The following is a 21,532-nucleotide window of genomic DNA, read 5'->3' on the forward strand; positions in this document are numbered from 1 at the left end:
TGCCGGGAGGTTTGCCCGGCGGGCGTCGTGATCGCGGCAAAGGCCGGGGGGCTGTCTGCCCCCCGGACCCCCCGAGGATATTTTCAAACAGAAGAAGGGGAAGGGCGCGGCTGCCCCTCCACGTGGCTCCTGAACCGAGGTGTTGCCCATGCTGACCTACACGTTGCGACGGTTGCTGCTGGCGATACCGACGCTTCTGTTCATCAGTCTTGTCATTTTCCTGCTGCTGGACCTGGCACCCGGCGACCCGATGAGCCAGGTGCCCCTGACCGTGCCGCCCGAGGTCAAGGCCAAGATGCGCGAGGCGCTGGGGGCGGACCAGCCGATGGTGGTGCGGTATCTGTTGTGGCTGAAGCAGTTCTTCGTGATCGAGCCGCTGCATGTGATCGACAACCTGTTCGGCAGCAATTTCGCCGACGGGGCGCAGCGCATCGTTTCCTGGCAGTCGCGCAGCCCGGTGGCCGACACCATCGCCGAGCGCCTGCCGCAGACCCTGACGGTGATCGGCTGTTCCTACCTGCTGGGGGTGGCGATCGCGCTGCCGATCGGGGTCTATTCGGCCTACCGGCAATACAGCTGGTTCGACCAGATCGGCACCTTCGTGTCGATGGTCGGGTTTTCGGTGCCGACCTTCTTTACCGGCGTGCTGCTGATCGTGGTCTTTTCGGTCAACCTCGGCTGGTTTCCCTCGATCTACGACACCACGCTGCAGGTCACCGACTGGGAGAGTTTCGGCCGCCAGGTGCGGCAGATGGCGATGCCGGTGGCGGTGCTGGGGCTTTACAATGCGGCGCAGATCAGCCGCTACATGCGGTCCTCCATGCTGGAAAACCTGAGCCAGGACTATGTGCGAACCGCGCGCGCCAAGGGGCTTTCGGAACGGGCGGTGGTGCTGCGCCATGTGCTGCGCAACTCGATGATCCCGGTGGTGACGGTGATCGCCATGGGCATCCCGACCATCTTCGGCGGTGCGATCATCACCGAGCAGGTGTTCAAGGTGAACGGCCTCGGCGCGCTGCTGATCACCGCGATCTATGCCAACGACATTCCGATGGTGCAGACGCTGACCTTCATCTTTGCCGTGCTGATCGTGATGTTCAACCTGGTTGCCGACATCCTGTATGGCATCCTTGACCCGAGGATCCGCTATGACTGAGGCCGCCACGACCGAACCCGTCGCGAAGAAATCCCGCAGCCAGTGGCATGACGTGTGGCGGCAGTTCCGCTCGCATCGCGGGGCGCTGATCGGGGCGGCGGTGTTCCTGCTGCTGGTGGCGGGGGTGCTGCTGGGGCCGCTGGTCTGGCAGGTGGAGCCCACCTTCATCGACATCCGGGCCCGCAACCTCGGCCCCAGTCTGGCGCATCCGTTCGGCACCGACCAGCTGGGGCGCGACATCCTGGCCCGGATGATGGCGGGCGGCAAGGTGTCGATCGCCGTGGGGCTGACGGCGATGGTGATCTCGATCCTGCTGGGCAGCACGATCGGGGTGCTGGCGGGCTATTTCCGCTGGCTTGACAACATCCTGATGCGGACCACGGACCTGTTTCTGGCCCTGCCGCTGCTGCCCCTGCTGCTGGTGATGGTGATGCTGTTCCGCGAGACGCTGTCGGGGATGTTCGGGCCCGAGATGGGCACCTTCATCCTGATCGTGTTCGCCATCGGCGTCACCTCGTGGATGCAGTCGGCCCGCATCGTGCGCGGCGAGGTGCTGGCGCTGAAGGAGCGGGAGTTCGTGCTGGCGGCGCGGTCGATCGGCACCTCGCCCGCCAAGATGATCCTCCGCCACATCCTGCCCAACGTGATGTCGCCGATCATGGTGGCGGCGACGCTGGGCATCGCCTCGGCGATCATCACCGAAAGCGCGCTGTCGTTCCTCGGGCTGGGTTTTCCGCCGGACTTCCCGACCTGGGGGCGGCTGCTGTTCGACGGGGTGGACTACCTGCAGCAATACCCCGAGCGGGTGATCTGGCCCGGCCTTGCAATATCGCTGACGGTGCTGAGCGTGAACTACATCGGCGACGGGCTGCGCGACGCGCTCGACCCGCGGATCCGGGGGCGGTAAGCGCGCTCAGTCCACGCGGTTGCGGATGCGGCGGACGGTTATCCAGACGGCCAGCACCACCAGCGGCGTCAGCACCGCCGTGGCCAAGCCCTTGGAGATGCCGAAAGGCTCGGTGACGGGATAGACGGCATAGGCCGCGAGGCTGACCGCGTAATAGCTGATCGCCACCACCGAGAGTCCCTCGACCGTGTGCTGCAGGCGCAGGGCAAGATCGGCACGGCGGTCCATGCTTTCCAGCAGCTTCTGGTTCTGCGCCGACCGGTCGACATCGACCCGCGTGCGCAGCAGTTCGGCGGCGCGCTGCGCCCGTTCGGCCAGCGATTGCAGCCGCCCTTCGGCCGATTTCACCGTCCGCATCGCCGGTTCATAGCGGCGCATCATGAATTCGCCGAAGGTCTGGCGGCCGTTGATCCGCACCTCGCGCAGCACCTCGATGCGCTGGTTCATGATCGCCTCGTAGGCCGCCGTCGCCCCGAAGCGGAACGAGAACTGCACAGCCAGGCTTTCCAGTTCGGCCGAGATCGCCAGCAGCTCGTGCAGCGTGTCCTCGGGGCTGCGGGCATCGCCGTCGATGGTGTTGACCAGCGCCGACAGCTTGGGGTCAAGCTTGTTCAGCTGCTGCGTCAGGATCTGCGACCGTATCAGCCCCAGCATCGACATGGCACGGTAGGTCTCGATCTCGCACAGGCGCTGCACGATGCGCCCGACCCGCCGCGCCCCGGTGCCGGGTTTCACGAACACCGCCATCCGCATGTGGCCCGCCGCGTCGATGCGGAAATCGCAGGCCACGACGGCCACCTCATCGACCACGCGCGACGAGGCGAGGCTTTCGGGAACGAACCAGCTTTCCAGCCGCGCGGTGATCTCGGCCTCGTCCTCGGGCATTTCCTCGATGTGGATCAGCAGCGACACCAGCCGCTTGCCCGGGGCGCGCGACAGCCAGTCCTCGGGAAAGACCGCGGCCATGGCCGGATCGAACGGGCGCCCGGGCAGGCCGGGGGCAAAGCCGGAATAGGTCACGAATTCGCTGTGGCTTTCCCAGGTCAGCAGGTGCCGCCCCATCGGGCCGGCGAAATGCGTGGCCTCGGGCTGCGGCTGCGTGCCGCCGAAGCGGGCCAGCAGGTCCAGCAGGTGCGCGCGGTCCGCCGTGCGGTCGCGGTTGGCGGCGTCGACCGGCTCCTTGATCGCGATGAACACCGCCTGGCTCGGAACATCCAGTTCGGGGAACGGGCGGGCGTGCAGTTCGTTGGCAAGGCGATAGCGCAGCGGATGGTCTTCGATCGGGGACATGGGGGCCTCTGGCGCAGCGGGGGCATGATCCGGATGTAGTCGCCTTTTCCGGGCGATTCCAGCGAATTGCCGGAATACATCGGCATGCCGGGCGCATCGCACCTGCGGCGGCGGCACGACGCCCCCGGCCTTGGTCGGGCCGGGGGCGGTGCAGGAATTTTCGTAGAAAATTCGCGGCGGTCGCGATCAGTCGATCATCGGCAACAGCGAGTCGAGGGATTTCTTTGCGTCGCCATAGAACATTCGGGTGTTTTCCTTGAAGAACAGCGGATTCTCGATGCCGGAATACCCGGTTCCCTGGCCGCGTTTCGACACGAACACCTGTTTGGCCTTCCAGCATTCCAGCACCGGCATCCCGGCGATCGGGCTGTTGGGGTCTTCCTGTGCCGCCGGGTTCACGATGTCGTTCGAGCCGATCACGATGGCCACATCGGTGGTGGGGAAATCCTCGTTGATCTCGTCCATCTCCAGCACGATGTCATAGGGCACCTTGGCCTCGGCCAGCAGCACGTTCATGTGCCCCGGCAGACGCCCCGCCACCGGATGGATGGCGAAGCGCACCGTCTTGCCCTTCGCACGCAGCTTGCGGGTCAACTCGCTGACCGACTGCTGCGCCTGCGCCACCGCCATGCCGTAGCCCGGGATGATGATCACCGAATCCGCATCGTTCAGCGCGGCGGCCACCCCTTCGGCGTCGATGGCGATCTGCTCGCCCGCGATTTCCATCGCCGGGCCGCTGGTGTTGCCGAAACCGCCCAGGATCACCGAGATGAACGACCGGTTCATCGCCTTGCACATGATGTAGCTCAGGATCGCGCCCGAAGACCCGACCAGCGCGCCGGTCACGATCAAGAGGTCGTTGCCCAGCGTGAAGCCGATCGCCGCCGCCGCCCAGCCGGAATAGCTGTTCAGCATCGACACGACCACCGGCATGTCGGCGCCGCCGATGCCCATGATCAGGTGATAGCCGATGAAGAACGCCAGCAGCGTCATCAGCAGCAGCGCCCAGATCCCGGCATCGTTGAAGTAAAGCACGCCCAGCGCCACAGACCCCGCCGCGGCGGCCGCGTTCAGGATGTGCCCGCCCGGCAGCTTCTTCGCCTTGCCGTCAACCTTGCCCGCCAGCTTTCCGAAGGCCACCACCGACCCGGTGAAGGTCACCGCCCCGATGAACACGCCAAGGAAGACCTCGACCCGCAGGATGGCAATCTCGACTGCGCTCTTCTCGGCCAGCTTGCTGGCAAAGCCGATCAGGCTCTGGCGTGCCGTGTCGTCCATGCCCAGCACGCGGGCGAGTTCGATGTCGGCGTTGAAGCCGATGAACACCGCCGCGAGGCCGACGAAGGAATGCAGCGCCGCCACCAGTTGCGGCATTTCCGTCATCTGCACCCGGGTCGCCACCATCACGCCCAGCACGGACCCGATCGCCACCATCACCGCGATGATCCAGACGTTCGCCACGTCGGGCGAAAACACCGTGGCCGCCACCGCCAGCGCCATGCCGACAATGCCGTACCACACCGCGCGCTTGGCGCTTTCCTGCCCCGAAAGCCCGCCCAGCGACAGGATGAACAGAACAGCCGCCGCGATATAGGCAGCCTGTACGATACCAATGCTCATGGCCACCCCTCCTTACGACTTCTGGAACATGGCGAGCATCCGGCGCGTGACCAGAAAGCCCCCCACGATGTTGATCGTGGCGATCAGCACCGAAATTGCGGCCAGTATGACCACCAGCCAGTTGCCCGACCCGATCTGCAACAGCGCGCCCAGGATCACGATGCCCGAGATCGCGTTGGTCACCGCCATCAGCGGCGTGTGCAGGCTGTGGCTGACATTCCAGATCACCTGGAAGCCGATGAAGCAGGCCAGCGCAAAGACGATCAGATGCGCCATGAACTCGCCCGGTGCATAGGCGCCGATCAGCCCGATCAGCGCGCCGCCCCCCACCAGCATCCCCACCTGTCCGAGGGTCTGCTTGCGGAAGACCCTGATTTCCTGCTCGCGCTTCTCGGCGGGCGTCAGTTCCTTTGCCTTTTCCTTCGGCTTGGCGGCGGCAATCGCCTTCACCTTCGGCGGCGGCGGCGGGAATGTGATCGCGCCGTCATGGGTGACCGTGGCCCCCCGGATCACGTCATCCTCCATGTTCTGGAAGACCGCGCCATCCTTCTTCGGTGTAAGATCGGTCAGCATGTGGCGAATGTTGTTGGCATAAAGCGTCGATGCCTGCGCCGCCATCCGGCTGGGGAAATCGGTATAGCCGACGATGGTCACGCCATTGTCGCTGACCACCTTCTGGTCGGGCACCGTCAGGTCGCAGTTGCCGCCGCGTTCGGCGGCCAGATCGACCACGACCGAGCCGGGCTTCATCAGCGCCACCATGTCGGCGGTCCACAGCTTCGGCGCGGGCCTGCCGGGAATCAGCGCGGTGGTGATCACGATGTCGATCCCGGGCGCCAGCTCGCGGAACTTCGCCAGCTGCTTTTCCCGGAACTCGGGGCTGGAGGGCGCGGCATAGCCGCCGGTCGCCGCCCCGTCCTGGCTTTCCTCGAAATCGAGATAGACGAAATTCGCCCCCATGGATTCGATCTGCTCGGCCACTTCGGGCCGCACGTCGAAGGCATAGGTGATGGCGCCAAGGCTGGTCGCCGTGCCGATCGCCGCAAGACCGGCCACCCCGGCCCCCACGACCAGCACGCGGGCCGGCGGCACCTTGCCCGCCGCCGTCACCTGCCCGGTGAAGAAGCGGCCGAAGTTCGCCCCGGCCTCGATCACCGCGCGGTAGCCCGCGATGTTGGCCATCGACGACAGCGCATCCATCTTCTGCGCGCGGCTGATGCGGGGCACCATGTCCATCGCGATGACGGTGGCACCCTTTGCCTTGCACTGCTCCAGCAGATCCGGGTTCTGCGCGGGCCAGAAGAACGAGATCAGCGTCTGCCCCGGCCGCAGCATTTCGGCCTCGGCAGGCTCGGGGCCGCGCACCTTGACCACGACATCCGCCGCCGCGAACAGCGCCGCCGCATCGGGCACAACCTCGACCCCCGCCGCGCGGTAGGCCTCGTCCGAAAACCCGGCCTTCGCCCCCGCGCCGGATTCGACGACACAGACATGACCCAGCTTGTGCAGCAGCACGGCCGAATCCGGCGTCATGGCGACGCGCGCCTCGCCTTCGAAAATCTCTCTGGGTGCCCCGATCTTCACTGTATCTCCCCCGTTTTGCGCCGCCGTCGGGCGCCCGCATCATTCAAGCCGTTTCCTTTAACACTGCGCAACAATATTTCGCAAGCGGCTAGCCGCCCTGCGGCAAGCTGCGCATTCCGTCCGCCGTGTCCCGGCTACATCCAGCGCCGCGTGCGGGCAGCCCAGGCTTCGAACTCTGCCCCGAAGGCGGCGCGCAGCCGGCTTTCCTCGGGCAGGATGAACCGCGCCTGGATGACCAGCATGAAGATCGCCAGCAAGGGCGCGGCCAGCGGCACGTCCCACCACAGGATCGCCGCCGCCAGCAGGAAGGTGTCGCCCAGATAGATCGGGTTGCGCGTCAGCCGGAACACCCCGCCGGTGACCAGCGCGCTGGGGCGCCGGTGCGGAATGACGGTGGTGCGCCGCCGCGCCATCTGCGCCGCCGCCACCACCGAAAGCCCGACCCCGATGATCGCCAGCACCGCCCCCACGCTGCGCCCCGACGACCCGAACACTCCCCAGGGCAGCACCAGCGACGAAAGCTTGACAGCCCCCACGAAGGCCAGCAGCCAGACAGGTGGAAAATCCAGCAGTTTCTGCACCATTCTCTCCCCGCCCGCTTCGGTCATCGCTCGCAGATAGTCACGCAGCCCCCCGTCTTGGCAATGCCATTCCGGGGGCGCGACACCAAATCGCGCCCCGATAAGGTTCAAGCTTGAAATACCTGCCAGTTGCCGCTTGAATGCGCGCCGTTCCGGGTGCAGCCTGCCCCGAAAGAATGGGAGCCCCCGATGACCACCGACTTCACCGCCACCCGCGCGCTGTTCGACCTGCCCGAAGGCGTGATCTACCTTGACGGCAACTCGCTCGGCCCGATGCCGAAGGCCGCCGCCGCCCGCGTGGCGCGCACCATAACCGACGAATGGGGCAAGCTGCTGATCACCGGCTGGAACAAGGCCGGCTGGATGGACCAGCCCGCCCGCATCGGCGACCGCGTGGCGCGGCTGATCGGGGCCGATGCGGGCACCGTGGTGATGGGCGACACGCTGTCGATCAAGGTCTATCAGGCGCTGGCCTCGGCGCTCGACCTGCGCCCCGACCGCCGGGTGATCCTGTCCGATACCGGCAACTTCCCCTCCGACCTCTACATGGCCGAAGGGCTGGTGAGAACACTGGGCCCCGGCTACGCGCTGAAAACCGTGGCGCCCGGGGATGTCGAGGCCGCCATAGACGAAAGCGTCGCCGCGATCCTGATCACCGAAGTCGATTACCGCACCGGCCGTCGGCACGACATGGCGGCACTGACCGCGCGCGCCCATGCGGCGGGGGCGCTGGCAATCTGGGATCTGGCCCATTCTGCCGGGGCGTTGCCGGTCGAACTGGCCCGCGACGGCGCCGACTTCGCGGTGGGCTGCACCTACAAGTACCTCAACTCCGGCCCCGGCGGCCCGGCCTTCATCTACGTCGCCCCGCGACACGCCGAAACCGCCCGCCCGGCACTGTCGGGCTGGCTCGGCCACGAGCAGCCCTTCGCCTTCGACCTCGGCTACCGCCCCGGCCGGGGGATCGAGCGGATGCGAGTCGGCACCCCGCCGGTGCTGCAACTCGCCGCCCTCGACGCCGCGCTCGATGTCTGGGATATCGCCAGCATCGCGGACGTGCGCGCCCAGTCCTTGCGCCTGACCGACCAGTTCATCGCCGGGGTCGAGGCCGCCTGCCCCGGCCTGACCCTTGCCACCCCGCGCGACCATGCTACACGCGGCAGCCAGGTCAGCTTCCGCCACCCCGAAGGCTACGCCATCATGCAGGCGCTGATCGCGCGCGGCCTGATCGGCGACTTCCGCGCCCCCGACATCCTTCGCTTCGGCTTCACCCCGCTCTATATCGGCGAGGACGAGGTTGCCCGCGCCATCGCCATCCTTGCCGAGGTGATGCACCATGACCTGTGGGACCGCCCCGAATACCGCACCCGCGCCCGCGTGACCTGACCCCGGGGTTTCACCTTGCCCAAATATCCCCGCCGGAGGCATCCGGCCCCCCGGGGCCGCAGCCCGCCCTGCGGCGTTGCGGCCCCGTCCACCCGCGCGAACCGGCTGGGCTTCCCCGGCAAAACCCGCCAGAACCGCCCCGAACCGCAGGCGATCCGATGCCCAGACTTCTGCCCATCTCCGACCTCTGGCTTGCCCCGCACCGGCCCTTGTTCCTTGCGGCGGCGCTGTGGTCGGTGGCCGCGCTGGCATGGTGGCAGTGGGGGGCGCTGGCGGGCCTCGCCAGCCCGACCCTTGGCACCACGACGCTCTGGCACGCGCACGAGATGCTGCTGGGCTTCGGCGGCGCGTCGATGGCAGCCTATTTCCTCACGGCCGTTTCAAGCTGGACCGGGCGGCCCGCGATCACCGGACGCACGTTGCAGGCGGTGGTGGCGCTGTGGCTGCTGGCGCGGCTGGCGATGGCCTTTGCCGACCACCTGCCGACGCCTGTGCTGCTGGCGCCGGGACTTGGGTATTTCGGCCTGGTGGCCGGGCTGCTGGCGCGCGAGATCGTCGCCACCCGCGCCTGGGGCAAGCTCGGCTTCCCGGCGGCGGTGGCGGCGCTGGGGGTCGGCGACGCGCTGTTCCTGCTCTCTACCCGCGGCTTGGAGGGGCTTGATACCGCCACCCTGACGCGGGGCCTCGTGATGTTCTTCGTCATCAAGGTGTCGATCATCGGCGGCAAGATGCTGCCCGCCTTCACCGGCAACTGGCTGCGCAGCATCGGGTCCGACGCCGCCCCGCGCGAAAACCTCATGGCCGACCGGCTTGGTCTGGCGCTGCTGTTCACCGCCCTTGCCCTGACGCTGGCCGGGGCGGAAGCGCCCAGTGCGCTGGCGCTGATCGCGGCGGGGGCGGCGCAGCTGTGGCGGCTGGCGGGCTGGCAAAGCCGTGCGGGCTTGCGCAACCCGCTGCTGGCGATGCTGCACCTGACCTTCCTGTGGCTGCCCGTCGGCCTTGTGCTGACCGGCCTTGCCCGCCTGCTGCCCGACCTGATGCGCGAGGCCGATGCGCTGCACGCCCTGACCATGGGGGCGATGGGCGGGATGATCCTGTCGATCGCCGCCCGCGCCGCCGCCCGCCGCACCGAGGGCGCGTTGCAGGCGGGCCCCCTGCTGATCGCCGCCTATGCGCTGATCTGGGCTGCCACGGTCCTGCGCCTCGCCACCCTGCCCGCCGCGAGCCTTGCCCCGGCGCTGGTGCCCGACCTGACCGACGGAGCGGCGCTGGCGTGGGTCACGGGCTGGGGGCTGTTCGTGCTGGCCTTCCTGCCCACCCTGCGCGGCGCGGTGCAGCGCCCGGTGTTCAGCGGACCCCGCGCCTGACCAGCGCGCTGGACAGAATGCCGCAGGCATCCTATCACCAGAGAACCGACAGAAAGGCCGCCATGCCACGTCCCGCCGCCAACGCCTTGCCGCTCTGCCGCCCCTCGGGCTGGATCAGCCTGTGGCGCAAGCTGGCGCAAGGCGCGGTCAGGAACGCAAGACCCGCCCCGCAGTCCGCCTGAACCCCTCCGCCCGGCGGAGGCCCTGCCCGCTGACGGAGCACACCCATGACCACACCCCCGCGCTGCCCGATGAACCCCGCCGATGACGGCGCCGAAATGTCGTTCGACGGCCGCATGTCCTACGGCGACTACCTGCACATCGACCGGATCCTGACCGCCCAGCACCTGCTGACCGGCGCGCATGACGAGATGCTGTTCATCATCCAGCACCAGACTTCAGAGCTGTGGATGCGCCTCGCGCTGCACGAGCTTGACGCCGCCCGCCGCGCCATCGCCGCAGGCGAGGCCCGCGCCGCCTTCAAGATGCTGGCCCGGATCGCGCGCATCTTCGAGCAGCTCAATTCCGCCTGGGACGTGCTGCGCACCATGACACCGTCGGAATATACCCATTTCCGCGACGGGCTGGGGCAGTCGTCGGGCTTCCAGTCCTGGCAATACCGGCTGATCGAATATGCCGTGGGCAACCGCAACGCCGCGATGCTGCGCCCCCACGCCCACCGCCCCGACATCCTGGCCCGCCTGCAGGCCGAACTTGCCCGCCCCTCGCTTTACGACGAGGCGCTGCGCCACCTGTCGCGCATCGGTCTGCCGGTGCCGCAGGATGTGCTGACCCGCGACCTCGCGCGGCCCTGGGTGGCGCACGCGGGCGTGCAGGCGGTGTGGGAAACCGTGTACCGCGACCCCGAGGCACACTGGGAAGCCTATGAACTGGCCGAGAAACTGGTGGATTTCGAAGATTATTTCCGCCGCTGGCGCTTCAACCACGTGACCACGGTCGAACGGGTGATCGGCTTCAAGCGCGGCACCGGCGGCACGTCGGGCGTGCAATATCTGCGCCGGATGCTGGAGGTCGAGCTTTTCCCCGAACTTTGGCACCTGCGCACGACATTGTGACCCTTTGACGCGGGCACATGGCTCCAGTATCGATTAGGGGAGGCAACAGAATCCGGGCCGCGTGGGCTGGCCCGGCAGGTCAGGGAATTTGCGGATGCGGCGTATTGGCATGAATATCTTTGTGGCGGCGGGCATTGCCGCGATGCTGGGGGGCTGCGTGCCCGACCCGGCGCTGGTCGAGGCGGGGCTGGTCCAGCCGCCGCCGCCGCAGACCTTCACCGACCCCTATGTGGCGACCAAGGACGGCAGCTTCACCGTGCCCGCCGTGCCGGTGGAAAAGGTGCCGCCGCAGTTCCAGCGCCAGACGATCTATTTCCCGACCGAGGAAGCCCCCGGCACGGTGATCATCAACCCAGGCCAGCGCGTGCTGCATCTGGTGACCGGCCCCAACCAGGCGATCCGCTACGGCATTTCCGTCGGGCGCGCCGGGTTCGAATGGTCGGGCGAGGCACTGATCACCGACCGCAAGCACTGGCCGACCTGGACACCGCCGAAAGAGATGATCGAACGCGACCCCAAACTGGCGAAATGGGAAAAGGGCCAGCCGGGCGGGCCGACCAACCCGCTGGGCGCGCGGGCGCTTTACCTGACGACCAACGGCGTCGATTACGGCTACCGCATCCACGGCACGCCGGACTGGCAGTCGATCGGGCGCAGCGCCTCGTCGGGCTGCATCCGCATGATCAACCAGGACGTGATGGACCTGTATCAGCGCGTGCCGAACGGGGCCAAGGTGGTGGTGCTGAATGCCGACGGCACCGCGCCATCGGGCCTGAAGCTGCCGCCGCCCGCGCCGAAGAAGGTGGCCAAGGCCCCCGCCCCGGTGGTGACCCCGGCGGCCGCGCCGGTCGAAACCCCGGCCCTGCCGGAAGCCGCACCCGCCGCTGCCCCCGCCACCACGCCGCCGAACGGGATGCCGCTGTTCGTGCCCGCCCCGCTGCCGCTGGTGCCCCCGGCGCTGCAACTCTGAGGCGACACCCCGGGCCGCCTTGCGCCCGGGGCCCTACCCCAGCCAGCGCGGGTAGTCGCTGACCAGCAGGTGCAGCGGCGGCTCGTCCTCCTCGATCTCGGCAAATCGCCCGATCGGATCGCGGAAGATGTTGTCGGTGACATCGTCGTTCACGGTCGAGACCTCGCCGATCAGCACGTCGCCGCCCTCGCCCCAGAAGGCGTGCCAGTCGCCAGGCATCAGCGTGACGCTTTCGCCCGGTGCCAGCCGCAGCACCTCGCCCGGCGCGAACGCCCGCGCGATGCCGTCGCAGCGCACCATGCCCCCCGCCCCCGCATCGAACGCCCCCGCCGCATCCGACCCGAACAGCTCGACACACAGCGTGGCGCCGCCGCGGTTGATGATGTCTTCGGCCTTGATCACATGGGTGTGCATCGGCGAAAGCTGATCCTGCCGCGAAATCAGCAGCTTCTCGGCATAGCACATGCCACCGCCGCGCCGCAGGTCGGCAAGGTCGCCGTTGCGCAGGGTGAAGAGGAACAGCCCCAGCTCGTCGAACCGCCCCTGCCCGTAGTCGGTGATGTCCCACCCCATGCGGGCATCGACGATCCGCCCGGCATCGCGGCGTGCTGCAAAGGCTTCCGGCGCCCAGTAGGCAAACGGCGGCAGCACGAAGCCGAACGAGCGGATGAATGCGTCCGCCTCTGCCATGATCCGGTTGATACGACTGCGCTGCATCCCCGCCCCCTGCATCCCGGGGCCAAGCTTTGCCCGGCACCCGGCAAAACGCAAGGCTCAGGCGGTCAGCCGCACCGGGGTGTCGCCCGCCGCAAAGGCCGCCACCGCCCGCCCGAAGGCGGCGAACAGCGGCCGCGACACCGGGTCGTTGCAGGCGTTCCATTCCGGGTGCCACTGCACCGACAGGGTAAAGCCCGGCGCATCCGCGACATAGATCGCCTCGGGCGTGCCATCGGGGGCCACGCCGTCGATCACCACGCCCTTGCCGGGCCGGTTGATGCCCTGCCCGTGCAGCGTGTTGGTCATCACCTCTTCCGCTCCCAGCATCCGGTGGAACGGCCCGCCGGTGGAAAACCGCACCTTGTGGCGCAGCGCGAACTTTTCCTCGATCGAGCCATCGGGCGGCATCCGGTGGTTCATCCGCCCCGGCAGGTCGCGGATCTCGGGGAACAGGGTGCCGCCCAGCGCGACGTTCACCTCCTGAAAGCCGCGGCAGATGCCGAGGAAGGGCTGCCCGCGCTCGACGCATGCCCGCACCAGCGGCAGGGTGATCGCGTCGCGGCAACGGTCGAAGGCGCCATGGGCCGGCGTTTCATCCTCGCCGTATTCCGAAGGGTGAACATTCGGTCGGCCGCCGGTCAGCAGGAAACCGTCGCACAGGTCGAGCAGTTCATCCACCGTGACGAAACGCGGATCGGTCGGGATGATCAGCGGCAGGCAGCCCGCAACCTGCGACACCGCTTCGGAATTCATCGTGCCCCCGGCGTGGACCGGATAACTCTGCTCCAGCAGGTTCATGTTTCCGATGATGCCGACAACGGGGCGGCGGCTGGACGGGCGGGGCATGGCTTGTCCGGAAAATGTTACGCGCATGTCACATGATAGGGCGTCGCGGGCCGGTGGAGAAGGGGCCATGGCACGGTTCCGGCCGCGAATGCCCGTCATTCGGGCAGGGGGCGCCGCCGCCCTGGGCGGCTGCCCGCCGATTGGGCATCACGCAGGCCGGCCACGGATCACCCGGACGTGACTTGCCTTCCCGCAACGGGAAGCCTGCATCGTGCGACCTCAACAGTTGGAGACCGCCATGACCCGCCTGACCGCCCTGGCGCTTGCCCTTGCCGCAAGCCTTGCCGCCCCGCTGACCGCCCAGACCATGGACCATTCCGGCCACGCCATGACCGGCAAGGAAAGCCCCGCCACGCTGGCCTTCATGGAAGCCAACGCCAGGATGCACGCCGCCATGACCCTGCCCTACACCGGCAACCCGGATGCCGATTTCATCCGGGGCATGATTCCGCACCATCAGGGCGCGGTCGAGATGGCGCAGATCGTGCTTGACCATGGCACCGACCCCGAGGTGCGCAAACTGGCCGAGGCCGTCCTCGCCGCCCAGACCAGCGAAATCGCCTGGATGACCGACTGGCTGGCCCGAAACGCACCCTAGGCGCGGGCCCTCTGCGTCAGCAAGGCGCAGGCAGAAGGGCACGACATGTCTAAATAGACAAGTTGTATCCTTTTGATATTTTATCTAGTCCTCAAGGAGTAGTGAGTCCGACAGTGCCGCAAAGTCATCGAGGGACAGATGCCAAATACAGCCTGGATGCCAACCCGTGCGATGCGAGCCCTTGTCGAAGCGGTCAATGATGCCATCCTGATCACGACCGTGCCCGAAACCGACCCCAATGGGCCATCCATCGTCTACGCCAATCCGGCTTTCTGCCGGATCGCGGGTTATCGGCAGGACGAGCTCATCGGCAAGTCGCCGCGGATAATGCAAGGCCCCGGCACCGACCAGAACGCCCTGCGCCGGATCCGCCATGCGCTGGACCGGCGTCAGGGCTGCCGCGAAGAGGTGCTGAACTATTCGCGCGACGGCACGCCCTACTGGCTCGACATGCACATTGTTCCGCTGTTCGACGACGACGGCCAACTGCAGTATTTCGGCGCCATCCAGCGCGACGTGACCGAGGCGCGCCACACCGTGGACCGCCTGAAGCGGCTGGCGCACGAAGACGTGCTGACCGGGCTTGGCAACCGCGCCGCGCTGCACCACCGGCTGGAGACGCTGTGGGAAAGCGGCGCCGGGACGGATACTCCGATCTGGTTCCTGCTGTTCGACATGGATGGGTTCAAGGCGATCAACGACACACTGGGCCATCTGGCGGGCGACAACATCCTGCGCACCTTCGCGGCCCACGTGGTGTCGGCGCTGCAGCCGGACGATTTCGTGACGCGGCTTGGCGGGGATGAATTTGCCGTGATCCTGAAGGGCTATACCCGGCGGCAAGCCACCGACTTTGCCGAACAGGTGATCGCCAGCCTGTCCACCATGCCGGTCAGCGGATCCGACCGCATCGGCGTCAGCGCCGGCATGACCGCCCTGTGGCAGTCCGATACGTTCGAGACGGTCTTCTCCCGTGCCGACGCCGCGCTTTACAAGGCAAAGTCATCCGGGCGCGGCGTGCTGCGCCTGCATTCCGGCCCCTGGGCGCCGCAAGGTGGCCAGAAGCATTCGTCGATGCTTTGACGGCGATGGGGGCAGCGCCCGCAGTTCCGGCCCCGGGCCCCACAACGCGTGATGCACCCGATTTGCCGTGACGGCGCGATGCGGCGCCTTCAGTCCGGCCCCGCACGTCGGCCGGACGCTGTCTTGGATGCCATGACTGCGTGACGGCGGGCGGCAGCCCAGCCGCCGGTCAGGCCCCTGCCACAACCCGCGCTGCCGCCAAGATGCCGCCCGATTGATGCGGGATGCCGAGCGCCAGCATCCCCGCCTCCATCACCGCCAGCGCGCCCAGCGTCATGTGGGCATTGACATGCCCCATGTGGGCCACCCGCAGGAAGCCATGGTATTCCGGCTCTGACGGCAGCGCCATGCCCAGCCCGATGCCCAGCGTGACCCCCGCCTGATGCTCGGTCCATTCGCGCAGCCGTGTGGCATGGGGTGCCCCCAGCCGCGCCGCGGTGACCGACCGGCCCCGGAACGCCCGGTCCGCCACGTTCAGCGCGATGGCGGGGTTGCCCTGCCCCCAGGTCTCGAACGCGGCCCAGACAGCACCCGCCAGCACCTCGTGCCGCGCCCAGACATTCTCCAGCCCCTCCTCGTGCAGGATCATGGTCAGCGCCTCGCGCAGGCCGAACAGGTGGTGCGTCGGCGCGGTGCCGCCGAAGAACTGCCAGAACTCGGTCCCCATCGCGCGCGGCTCCCAGTTCCAGTAGGGGGTGCGCAGGTCCGACCCGGCGCAGCGTTCCCGCGCGCGGTCGGAAAACCACACGAGGCCAAGCCCCGGCGGCGTCATCAGCCCCTTCTGGCTGGCCGCCACCGTGACATCGACGCCCCAGTCGTCCATCCGGTATGCGTCGCAGGCCAGCGAGGCGATGCAATCAACCGCCAGCAGCGCCGGATGCCCCAGCGTGTCCAAGAGCCGCCGCACGCCCTGCACGTCGTTGCGGATCGAACTGGAGGTATCGACATGGGTCAGCAGCACCGCCTTGATGCCGTGGGCGGCATCGGCCCGCAGCGCATCCTCGACCCGCGCCAGATCGACCGGCGCCGACTTGCCGAAATCCAGCAGATCGACCGCCACCCCCAGCGCCCGCGCCGATTCCGCCCAGCCGACCCCGAACCGCCCCGTCGCCAGCACCAGCGCGCGGTCGCCCCGGCTGAACAGGTTGGCATTCGCCGCTTCCCACGCCGCATGTCCGTTGCCGGAATAGATCGCCACGTTCTGCGTGGTGCAGGCCACCGCCCTGAGGTCGGGCCACAGGCCGGCCACCAGATCGTGAAGGCCCCCTTCATAGATGTTGGGCGCCGCCCGGTGCATCGCGGCCAGCACCCGGTCGGGCATGACCGAGGGGCCGGGAATGGCAAGATACTGGCGTCCGTTCGACAGGTTCATGGGGGGCTCTCCGCGCTGCTTTGCCTTGGCTACGCCTGGGGCCGGGCAAGGTCAATGCGCCGCACCCGGCGTGGCCCGCGCCTTGCAACCGGGGGGCATTTCACGCTAGACGCGGCCCATGCCCGCAGGCCCCGGCCATGGCGGGCGGCACAGGAAAGGCCAGCCCCTTGCCCCCCGAACCGACCGACGCCGCCTATACCTCGGCCCACCTGATGCGCAGGCTCTGGGGCCGCTACCTGCGGCCGCACACCGGGATGGTGGCGCTGGCCACGCTTTTCATGTTCATCGAGGGCAGCACGCTGGGCGCGCTCAGCTACCTGATCAAGCCCCTGTTCGACAAGGTGTTCGCCCCGGGCGGCAGCGACCTGCTGATCTGGGTCGGGGTCGGGATCCTCGGGCTGTTCATTGTGCGGGCGGTGACATCCGTGGTTTCCAAGGCGCTGCTGACGGCGGTGGCGCAGAAAAGCTCGACTGCGATGCAGGAAGACCTGCTGCGCCACATCCTGACGCTGGACGCGGGCTTCTTCCAGACCAACCCGCCCGGCGCGCTGATGGAACGGGTGCAGGGCGACACGGTCGCGGTGCAGCGGGTCTGGACGATGCTGATCGCGGGTCTGGGGCGCGATGCCGTGGCGCTGGTGTCGCTGTTCGCCGTCGCGGTCTCGATCGACCCGTGGTGGACGCTGGCCGCCCTGATCGGCACGCCGCTGCTGCTGTTGCCCACCGTGGCGATACAGCGATACATCCGGCGCAAGACCATGCAGATGCGCGAACAGTCCGGGATGCGCGCCACCCGGCTGGACGAGATATTCCACGGCATCCAGGCGATCAAGCTGAACCGGATGGAGGGCTATCAGTCCGACCGCTTCCGCCGCATCGTCAAGGCGATCATCCGGGGCGAGCTGCGCATGGTGATGGGGCGCAGCATGATCCCGGCGCTGATCGACGTGGTGACCGGCATCGGCTTTTTCGCCGTGCTGATGCTGGGCGGCGCCGAAGTGGCGGCGGGCGAGCGCACGACCGGCGAGTTCATGGCCTTCTTCACCGCCATGGCGCTGACCTTCCAGCCCTTGCGGAGGCTGGGCGACCTGTCGGGCCTTTGGCAGACGGCGGCGGCGAGCCTCGAGCGGATCTTCCGGCTGTTCGACCTGCCCCCCGCCACCCTGCCCCGCCCGCTGCACGGCCCCGCCCTGCCGAAAGGCGCGCCCGAAATCCGGCTGGAGGATGTGCGCTTCGCCTATGGCAACCAGCAGGTGCTGAACGGCGTCAGCTTCGTGGCCGAGGCCGGGCGGATGACCGCGCTGGTCGGCGCCTCGGGGGCGGGCAAGAGCACGGTGTTCAACCTGCTGACCGGCCTTGCCGACCCTTCGGGCGGGCGGATCACGCTGGCGGGCGTCGATGCCGCCACGCTCGACCTTGGCACGCTGCGCGGCATGTTCGCGGTGGTCAGCCAGGATTCGGCGCTGTTCGACGAAACCATCCGCGAGAACGTCACGCTGGGCCGCGACGTGCCCGAGGCGCAGCTGCGCGCGGCGCTGGAGGCCGCGCATGTCGCCGACTTCCTGCCCGCGCTGGCGCATGGGCTGGACAGCCCGGCCGGGCCGCGTGGCTCGGGCCTGTCGGGCGGGCAGCGCCAGCGCGTCTCGATCGCCCGCGCCGTGCTGCACGACGCGCCGGTGCTGCTCTTGGACGAGGCGACCTCGGCGCTGGACGCGCAATCCGAGGCACTGGTGGCGGCGGCGCTGGCAAGCCTTGGCCGCGGGCGCACCACGCTGGTGATCGCCCACCGGCTGGCGACAGTGCGCGAGGCCGACCGCATCGTGGTGATGGATCATGGCGTGGTCGTCGATCAGGGCACGCATGACGAACTGATCGCCCGTGGCGGGCTTTACGCCGACCTCTGCCGGTTGCAGTTTCAGGGCTGAGGGCTGGCACCGGGCGCACGCCGCCCCATATCCAGATGTGATTTGCAGGAGACGTGACGATGCAGGGTGAAACGGTCACGGGGCGGCGGGTTGTGGCGCTGGAGGGTGGCGATGCCCTGCCCTTCCTGCAAGGCCTCGTCAGCAACGACGTGCTGCCGCTGGGGCGCGGGCCGGGGATCGTCTGGGCGGCGCTGCTGACGCCGCAAGGCAAGTATCTGGCCGATTTCTTCGTGGTGGCAACCGGCGCGGCGCTGCTGCTCGATCTGCCCGAGACGCTGGCCGACGCCACGCTGCGCCGCCTGACGATGTACCGGCTGCGCGCCGATGTGCGCTGGACGCCCGCAGACCTGACGGTGACGCGCGGCCTCGGGGCCGCGCCGGAAGGGGCGATGCCCGACCCGCGCCACCCTGCCCTCGGCTGGCGGCACTACGGGGCGGCGGGCGGCGACGCGGCGATCGACTGGGATTCGATCCGGGTGGCAGAGATCATTCCCGAAACCGGGATCGAACTGATCCCCGATGACACCTTCATCCTTGAAGCCGGGTTCGAGCGGCTGCACGGCGTCGATTTCCGCAAGGGCTGCTATGTCGGGCAGGAGGTCACGGCGCGGATGAAGCACAAGACCGAACTGCGCAAGGGGCTTGCCCGCGTGGCGGTCGATGGTTCGGCCCCGGTGGGCACCGAGATCACGGCGGGGGCCAAGGTGGTGGGGCGGCTTTTCACCCGGTCGGGCGGCTTCGGCCTCGCGCACCTGCGCTTCGATCAGGCGGAGGGCGAGATGCAGGCCGGGCCCGCGCGGCTGCGGCTGGCCTGAAACGCCCCGCACCGCCTGCGATTTTTCTACGAAAAATCAGAATTTTCGTAGAAAATTCGCGGCGCGGCCCGACCGCGTCAGGCGCGTTCCGAATATTCCATCAGTTCGGTATGGACCACGATCATCTCGTCCACCCCGACAAAGGGCGGCACCATGATCCGCACGCCATTGTCGAGGATGGCGGGCTTGTAACTGTTGGCCGCGGTCTGGCCCTTCTGCACCGGCTCGGTCTCGACGATCTTGCAGACCACCTTCTGCGGCAGCGACACGGCCAGCGCCTCGTCCCCGAAATACTGTACCGAGGCCATCATGCCGTCCTGCAGGAACGGGCGGCGGTCGCCCAGCAGCTCGGCGTCGATCTCGATCTGCTCGTAGGAGGTGTTGTCCATGAACACCAGGCGGCCGTCGGTTTCATAAAGGAACTGCTGGTCCTTCATCTCCAGCTGGACCTGTTCGACCTTGTCTTCAGAACGGAAGCGTTCGTTCAACTTGCGGCCATCACGCAGGTTTTTCAGTTCAACCTGAGCGAAAGCCCCGCCCTTGCCGGGCTTGATATGGTTCACCTTGACCGCAGCCCACAGACCGTTGTCATGCTCCAGGATGTTGCCGGGGCGGATTTCGTTGCCGTTGATCTTGGGCATTTTGGACAAAACCTTGTCAAAAGGTTGAAGAAAGGGATCGTGTCCCTATATATGTGCATTGAACCGCTGGCAAGACGACTAGATGCTGTGGTCCACCGGGATGAGCCATGCACGCCACGCATGACAGTCATTCCAAAGTGGAAGCCCCGAATCGTCTCCAACTCGCTAGGTTCGCCAGACGCAAAAAAGACAAGAGCAAGAATAAAGGACGAAGAGATGGTCGATTTCGTTGATGGGACCGCCTTCAACTACGAACAAGGGCAGCGCGCGCGCAAACTTTTTGCGGCGGTTGTTCTGGCTGCCCTCGATGATGCCATCGCGGACGACAAGAAGTATGGCAACGGCCCCGAGCAGATCGCCCGCTGGGCACGGTCGCGCGACGGTCGCGAAGTGCTGTCCTGCGCCGGCATCGACCCCAACGAACGGGTGGTCAAGGGGCTGATGGAATTCGTCAGCAAGGGCGTGCGGACCTCGGTCGCGCTGTCGCGCGAGGAAAGCGAACGTCGCCACGCGGCAGAACACGATCAGGCGGAAGCCGCCTGATCTTCCTGCCGACGGGCCCGGAAATGCAGATCGCGCGCCTCGCGGCGCGCGCTTTTCATTGTCGGCCGCGGCGGCCTCTCAGTCGAAGTCGCGGCTTGCCAGCGAGCGGTTGATTTCGGCCCGCACCAGCTTGCGTACATTGCGGGTGATCCGTTCGCCCAGGGCGCCCTGCAATTCCTCGCGGATGATGTCGCGCACCAGATCGCGCAGCATCTCCTCGTCCAGCACCGGGTCTTCCTCGTCGAAAACCCCCACCGTCTCGGCCGGTTGCGGTTGCGCGGCCGCCTCGGCCCCCAGGATCTCGGCTACCGCCTCGGCCTCGGCCTGATCGGCACGGGCCTGGGTGGCCCGCACCCTTGCGGCCCAGTCGGGTTCCGGCGCGCCGAGGCCGTCCTCGGCCACGGCTGCCGTGCCCCGGTCGGGTTCCGGCACCCGGGCCGGGGTTTCGCCAATCACCTCGGCATCCTCGACAGCCCCGGCCCTTGCCGCATCGGCAGGCTCGGGCGCCCGGATATCGAAGTGATCCGGAGGTGCAGCGGCTTCGGCCTCCCAATCCTCGTTCCGGTCGCTGACGGCGGCCCCCATCGCCGCCACCGCCGCACCCAGCGTGCCGGTCGGGGCGTCGGGGTCGGTTTCCGCCTCGGGCGGGGTGCGGCCGGTCAGCCCGTCGAGCAGGCTTTGCAGGTCGCTCCCGGCTTCGGGCATGTCGTCGGACGGATCGTCTTCTGCCTCGGGCATCCAGTCTGCGGCGATCTCGGGTTCGGCAGATGGCTCCGGCGCCGGAACCGCCCTGTCCTGCGCGCCCGCAGCGGGCCAGGGGCAGGCCGCATCCTTGTCGCCGCCCTGCCCCCCCACCGCGCCGGGCGCAGGCTCTTCCCGGGCCACCACGCGCAGCGCCGGAGTCAGGATCAACTTGTCCGCCCCATCCGCCTGGGGCGCCGGGCGGGGCGCGGGGCGCAGATCCTCCGACACCAGACGGCGGATGGAGGACAGGACATCCTCGATATCATGGGTGGTCATGGGTTCAGACATGGGATTCCCGGACATGCGGACAG

The 21,532-nt window shown here is 67.9% G+C and carries 20 protein-coding genes; 11 read left to right on the forward strand and 9 right to left on the reverse strand.

Annotation, left to right across the window (positions count from 1 at the left end):
- Positions 1-148 precede the first annotated feature (148 nt).
- Positions 149-1,156, forward strand: coding sequence for an ABC transporter permease (locus tag RNZ50_14350; protein MDT8856178.1), 1,008 nt, complete (start codon positions 149-151; stop codon positions 1,154-1,156).
- Positions 1,149-2,063 (forward strand): ABC transporter permease, encoded by a 915-nt coding sequence (locus RNZ50_14355; GenBank protein MDT8856179.1) that lies wholly within the window; start codon positions 1,149-1,151, stop codon positions 2,061-2,063. Before RNZ50_14350 ends, RNZ50_14355 begins: the two co-directional genes overlap by 8 nt.
- Positions 2,064-2,069: 6 nt before the next feature.
- Here the strand turns inward: RNZ50_14355 and RNZ50_14360 are convergent, their stop codons facing one another.
- The 4 genes from RNZ50_14360 to RNZ50_14375 all read right to left on the reverse strand — a co-directional run bounded on the left by RNZ50_14360 (position 2,070) and on the right by RNZ50_14375 (position 7,138).
- Complete coding sequence (locus tag RNZ50_14360; protein MDT8856180.1) at positions 2,070-3,353, reverse strand: DUF3422 domain-containing protein; 1,284 nt, start codon at positions 3,351-3,353, stop codon at positions 2,070-2,072.
- A 186-nt stretch (positions 3,354-3,539) separates the two neighbouring features.
- Positions 3,540-4,973 carry an NAD(P)(+) transhydrogenase (Re/Si-specific) subunit beta gene (locus tag RNZ50_14365; protein ID MDT8856181.1) on the reverse strand — a complete coding sequence of 478 codons (1,434 nt, stop codon included), beginning with the start codon at positions 4,971-4,973 and terminating at the stop codon, positions 3,540-3,542.
- A gap of 12 nt (positions 4,974-4,985) precedes the next feature.
- Positions 4,986-6,557, reverse strand: a complete 1,572-nt coding sequence (locus tag RNZ50_14370; GenBank protein MDT8856182.1) for a Re/Si-specific NAD(P)(+) transhydrogenase subunit alpha — start codon at positions 6,555-6,557, stop codon at positions 4,986-4,988.
- A 134-nt stretch (positions 6,558-6,691) separates the two neighbouring features.
- A complete protein-coding gene (locus RNZ50_14375; protein ID MDT8856183.1) occupies positions 6,692-7,138 on the reverse strand; it encodes an isoprenylcysteine carboxylmethyltransferase family protein in 447 nt (148 codons plus the stop codon).
- 189 nt (positions 7,139-7,327) lie between these two features.
- Here RNZ50_14375 and kynU point away from each other — a divergent pair, with 189 nt between their 5' ends.
- The 4 genes from kynU to RNZ50_14395 all read left to right on the forward strand — a co-directional run bounded on the left by kynU (position 7,328) and on the right by RNZ50_14395 (position 11,937).
- Positions 7,328-8,524 carry a kynureninase gene (gene kynU / locus RNZ50_14380; protein MDT8856184.1) on the forward strand — a complete coding sequence of 399 codons (1,197 nt, stop codon included), beginning with the start codon at positions 7,328-7,330 and terminating at the stop codon, positions 8,522-8,524.
- A gap of 158 nt (positions 8,525-8,682) precedes the next feature.
- Positions 8,683-9,891: an NnrS family protein gene (locus RNZ50_14385; GenBank protein MDT8856185.1), complete on the forward strand. Its 1,209-nt coding sequence runs from the start codon at positions 8,683-8,685 to the stop codon at positions 9,889-9,891.
- A 227-nt stretch (positions 9,892-10,118) separates the two neighbouring features.
- Positions 10,119-10,967: a tryptophan 2,3-dioxygenase gene (gene kynA / locus RNZ50_14390; protein ID MDT8856186.1), complete on the forward strand. Its 849-nt coding sequence runs from the start codon at positions 10,119-10,121 to the stop codon at positions 10,965-10,967.
- A 109-nt stretch (positions 10,968-11,076) separates the two neighbouring features.
- The gene (locus RNZ50_14395; protein ID MDT8856187.1) at positions 11,077-11,937 is read left to right on the forward strand and encodes a L,D-transpeptidase; all 861 of its coding nucleotides are present in this window, start codon (positions 11,077-11,079) and stop codon (positions 11,935-11,937) included.
- A gap of 33 nt (positions 11,938-11,970) precedes the next feature.
- Here RNZ50_14395 and RNZ50_14400 read toward each other — a convergent pair whose 3' ends face one another.
- Complete coding sequence (locus RNZ50_14400) at positions 11,971-12,654, reverse strand: D-lyxose/D-mannose family sugar isomerase (GenBank protein MDT8856188.1); 684 nt, start codon at positions 12,652-12,654, stop codon at positions 11,971-11,973.
- A 57-nt stretch (positions 12,655-12,711) separates the two neighbouring features.
- A complete protein-coding gene (locus RNZ50_14405) occupies positions 12,712-13,500 on the reverse strand; it encodes a gamma-glutamyl-gamma-aminobutyrate hydrolase family protein (protein ID MDT8856189.1) in 789 nt (262 codons plus the stop codon).
- Between the two features lie 238 nt (positions 13,501-13,738).
- Between RNZ50_14405 and RNZ50_14410 the strand changes: the two genes are divergently transcribed.
- Both RNZ50_14410 and RNZ50_14415 read left to right on the forward strand, forming a co-directional pair.
- Entirely contained in the window at positions 13,739-14,098 is a 360-nt protein-coding gene (locus RNZ50_14410; GenBank protein MDT8856190.1) for a DUF305 domain-containing protein, read from the forward strand.
- Between the two features lie 138 nt (positions 14,099-14,236).
- Positions 14,237-15,181, forward strand: coding sequence for a diguanylate cyclase (locus RNZ50_14415; protein MDT8856191.1), 945 nt, complete (start codon positions 14,237-14,239; stop codon positions 15,179-15,181).
- 169 nt (positions 15,182-15,350) lie between these two features.
- Here RNZ50_14415 and RNZ50_14420 read toward each other — a convergent pair whose 3' ends face one another.
- Positions 15,351-16,553, reverse strand: coding sequence for an aminotransferase class V-fold PLP-dependent enzyme (locus RNZ50_14420; GenBank protein MDT8856192.1), 1,203 nt, complete (start codon positions 16,551-16,553; stop codon positions 15,351-15,353).
- A 254-nt stretch (positions 16,554-16,807) separates the two neighbouring features.
- Here RNZ50_14420 and RNZ50_14425 point away from each other — a divergent pair, with 254 nt between their 5' ends.
- Together RNZ50_14425 and RNZ50_14430 are read left to right on the forward strand one after the other, a co-directional pair.
- The gene (locus RNZ50_14425; protein MDT8856193.1) at positions 16,808-18,478 is read left to right on the forward strand and encodes an ABC transporter ATP-binding protein; all 1,671 of its coding nucleotides are present in this window, start codon (positions 16,808-16,810) and stop codon (positions 18,476-18,478) included.
- Between the two features lie 59 nt (positions 18,479-18,537).
- Positions 18,538-19,293, forward strand: a complete 756-nt coding sequence (locus RNZ50_14430; protein MDT8856194.1) for a folate-binding protein — start codon at positions 18,538-18,540, stop codon at positions 19,291-19,293.
- Between the two features lie 77 nt (positions 19,294-19,370).
- Here the strand turns inward: RNZ50_14430 and efp are convergent, their stop codons facing one another.
- Positions 19,371-19,934, reverse strand: a complete 564-nt coding sequence (gene efp, locus RNZ50_14435; GenBank protein ID MDT8856195.1) for an elongation factor P — start codon at positions 19,932-19,934, stop codon at positions 19,371-19,373.
- Between the two features lie 216 nt (positions 19,935-20,150).
- On the opposite strand from efp, the gene RNZ50_14440 reads away from it, so the two are divergent.
- Positions 20,151-20,477, forward strand: coding sequence for a DUF6280 family protein (locus RNZ50_14440; GenBank protein ID MDT8856196.1), 327 nt, complete (start codon positions 20,151-20,153; stop codon positions 20,475-20,477).
- A 78-nt stretch (positions 20,478-20,555) separates the two neighbouring features.
- Here RNZ50_14440 and RNZ50_14445 read toward each other — a convergent pair whose 3' ends face one another.
- A complete protein-coding gene (locus tag RNZ50_14445) occupies positions 20,556-21,509 on the reverse strand; it encodes a hypothetical protein (protein ID MDT8856197.1) in 954 nt (317 codons plus the stop codon).
- Between the last annotated feature and the right edge of the window lie 23 nt (positions 21,510-21,532).

The sequence above is a fragment of the Paracoccaceae bacterium Fryx2 genome, assembly GCA_032334235.1.
Classification (GTDB): domain Bacteria; phylum Pseudomonadota; class Alphaproteobacteria; order Rhodobacterales; family Rhodobacteraceae; genus JAVSGI01.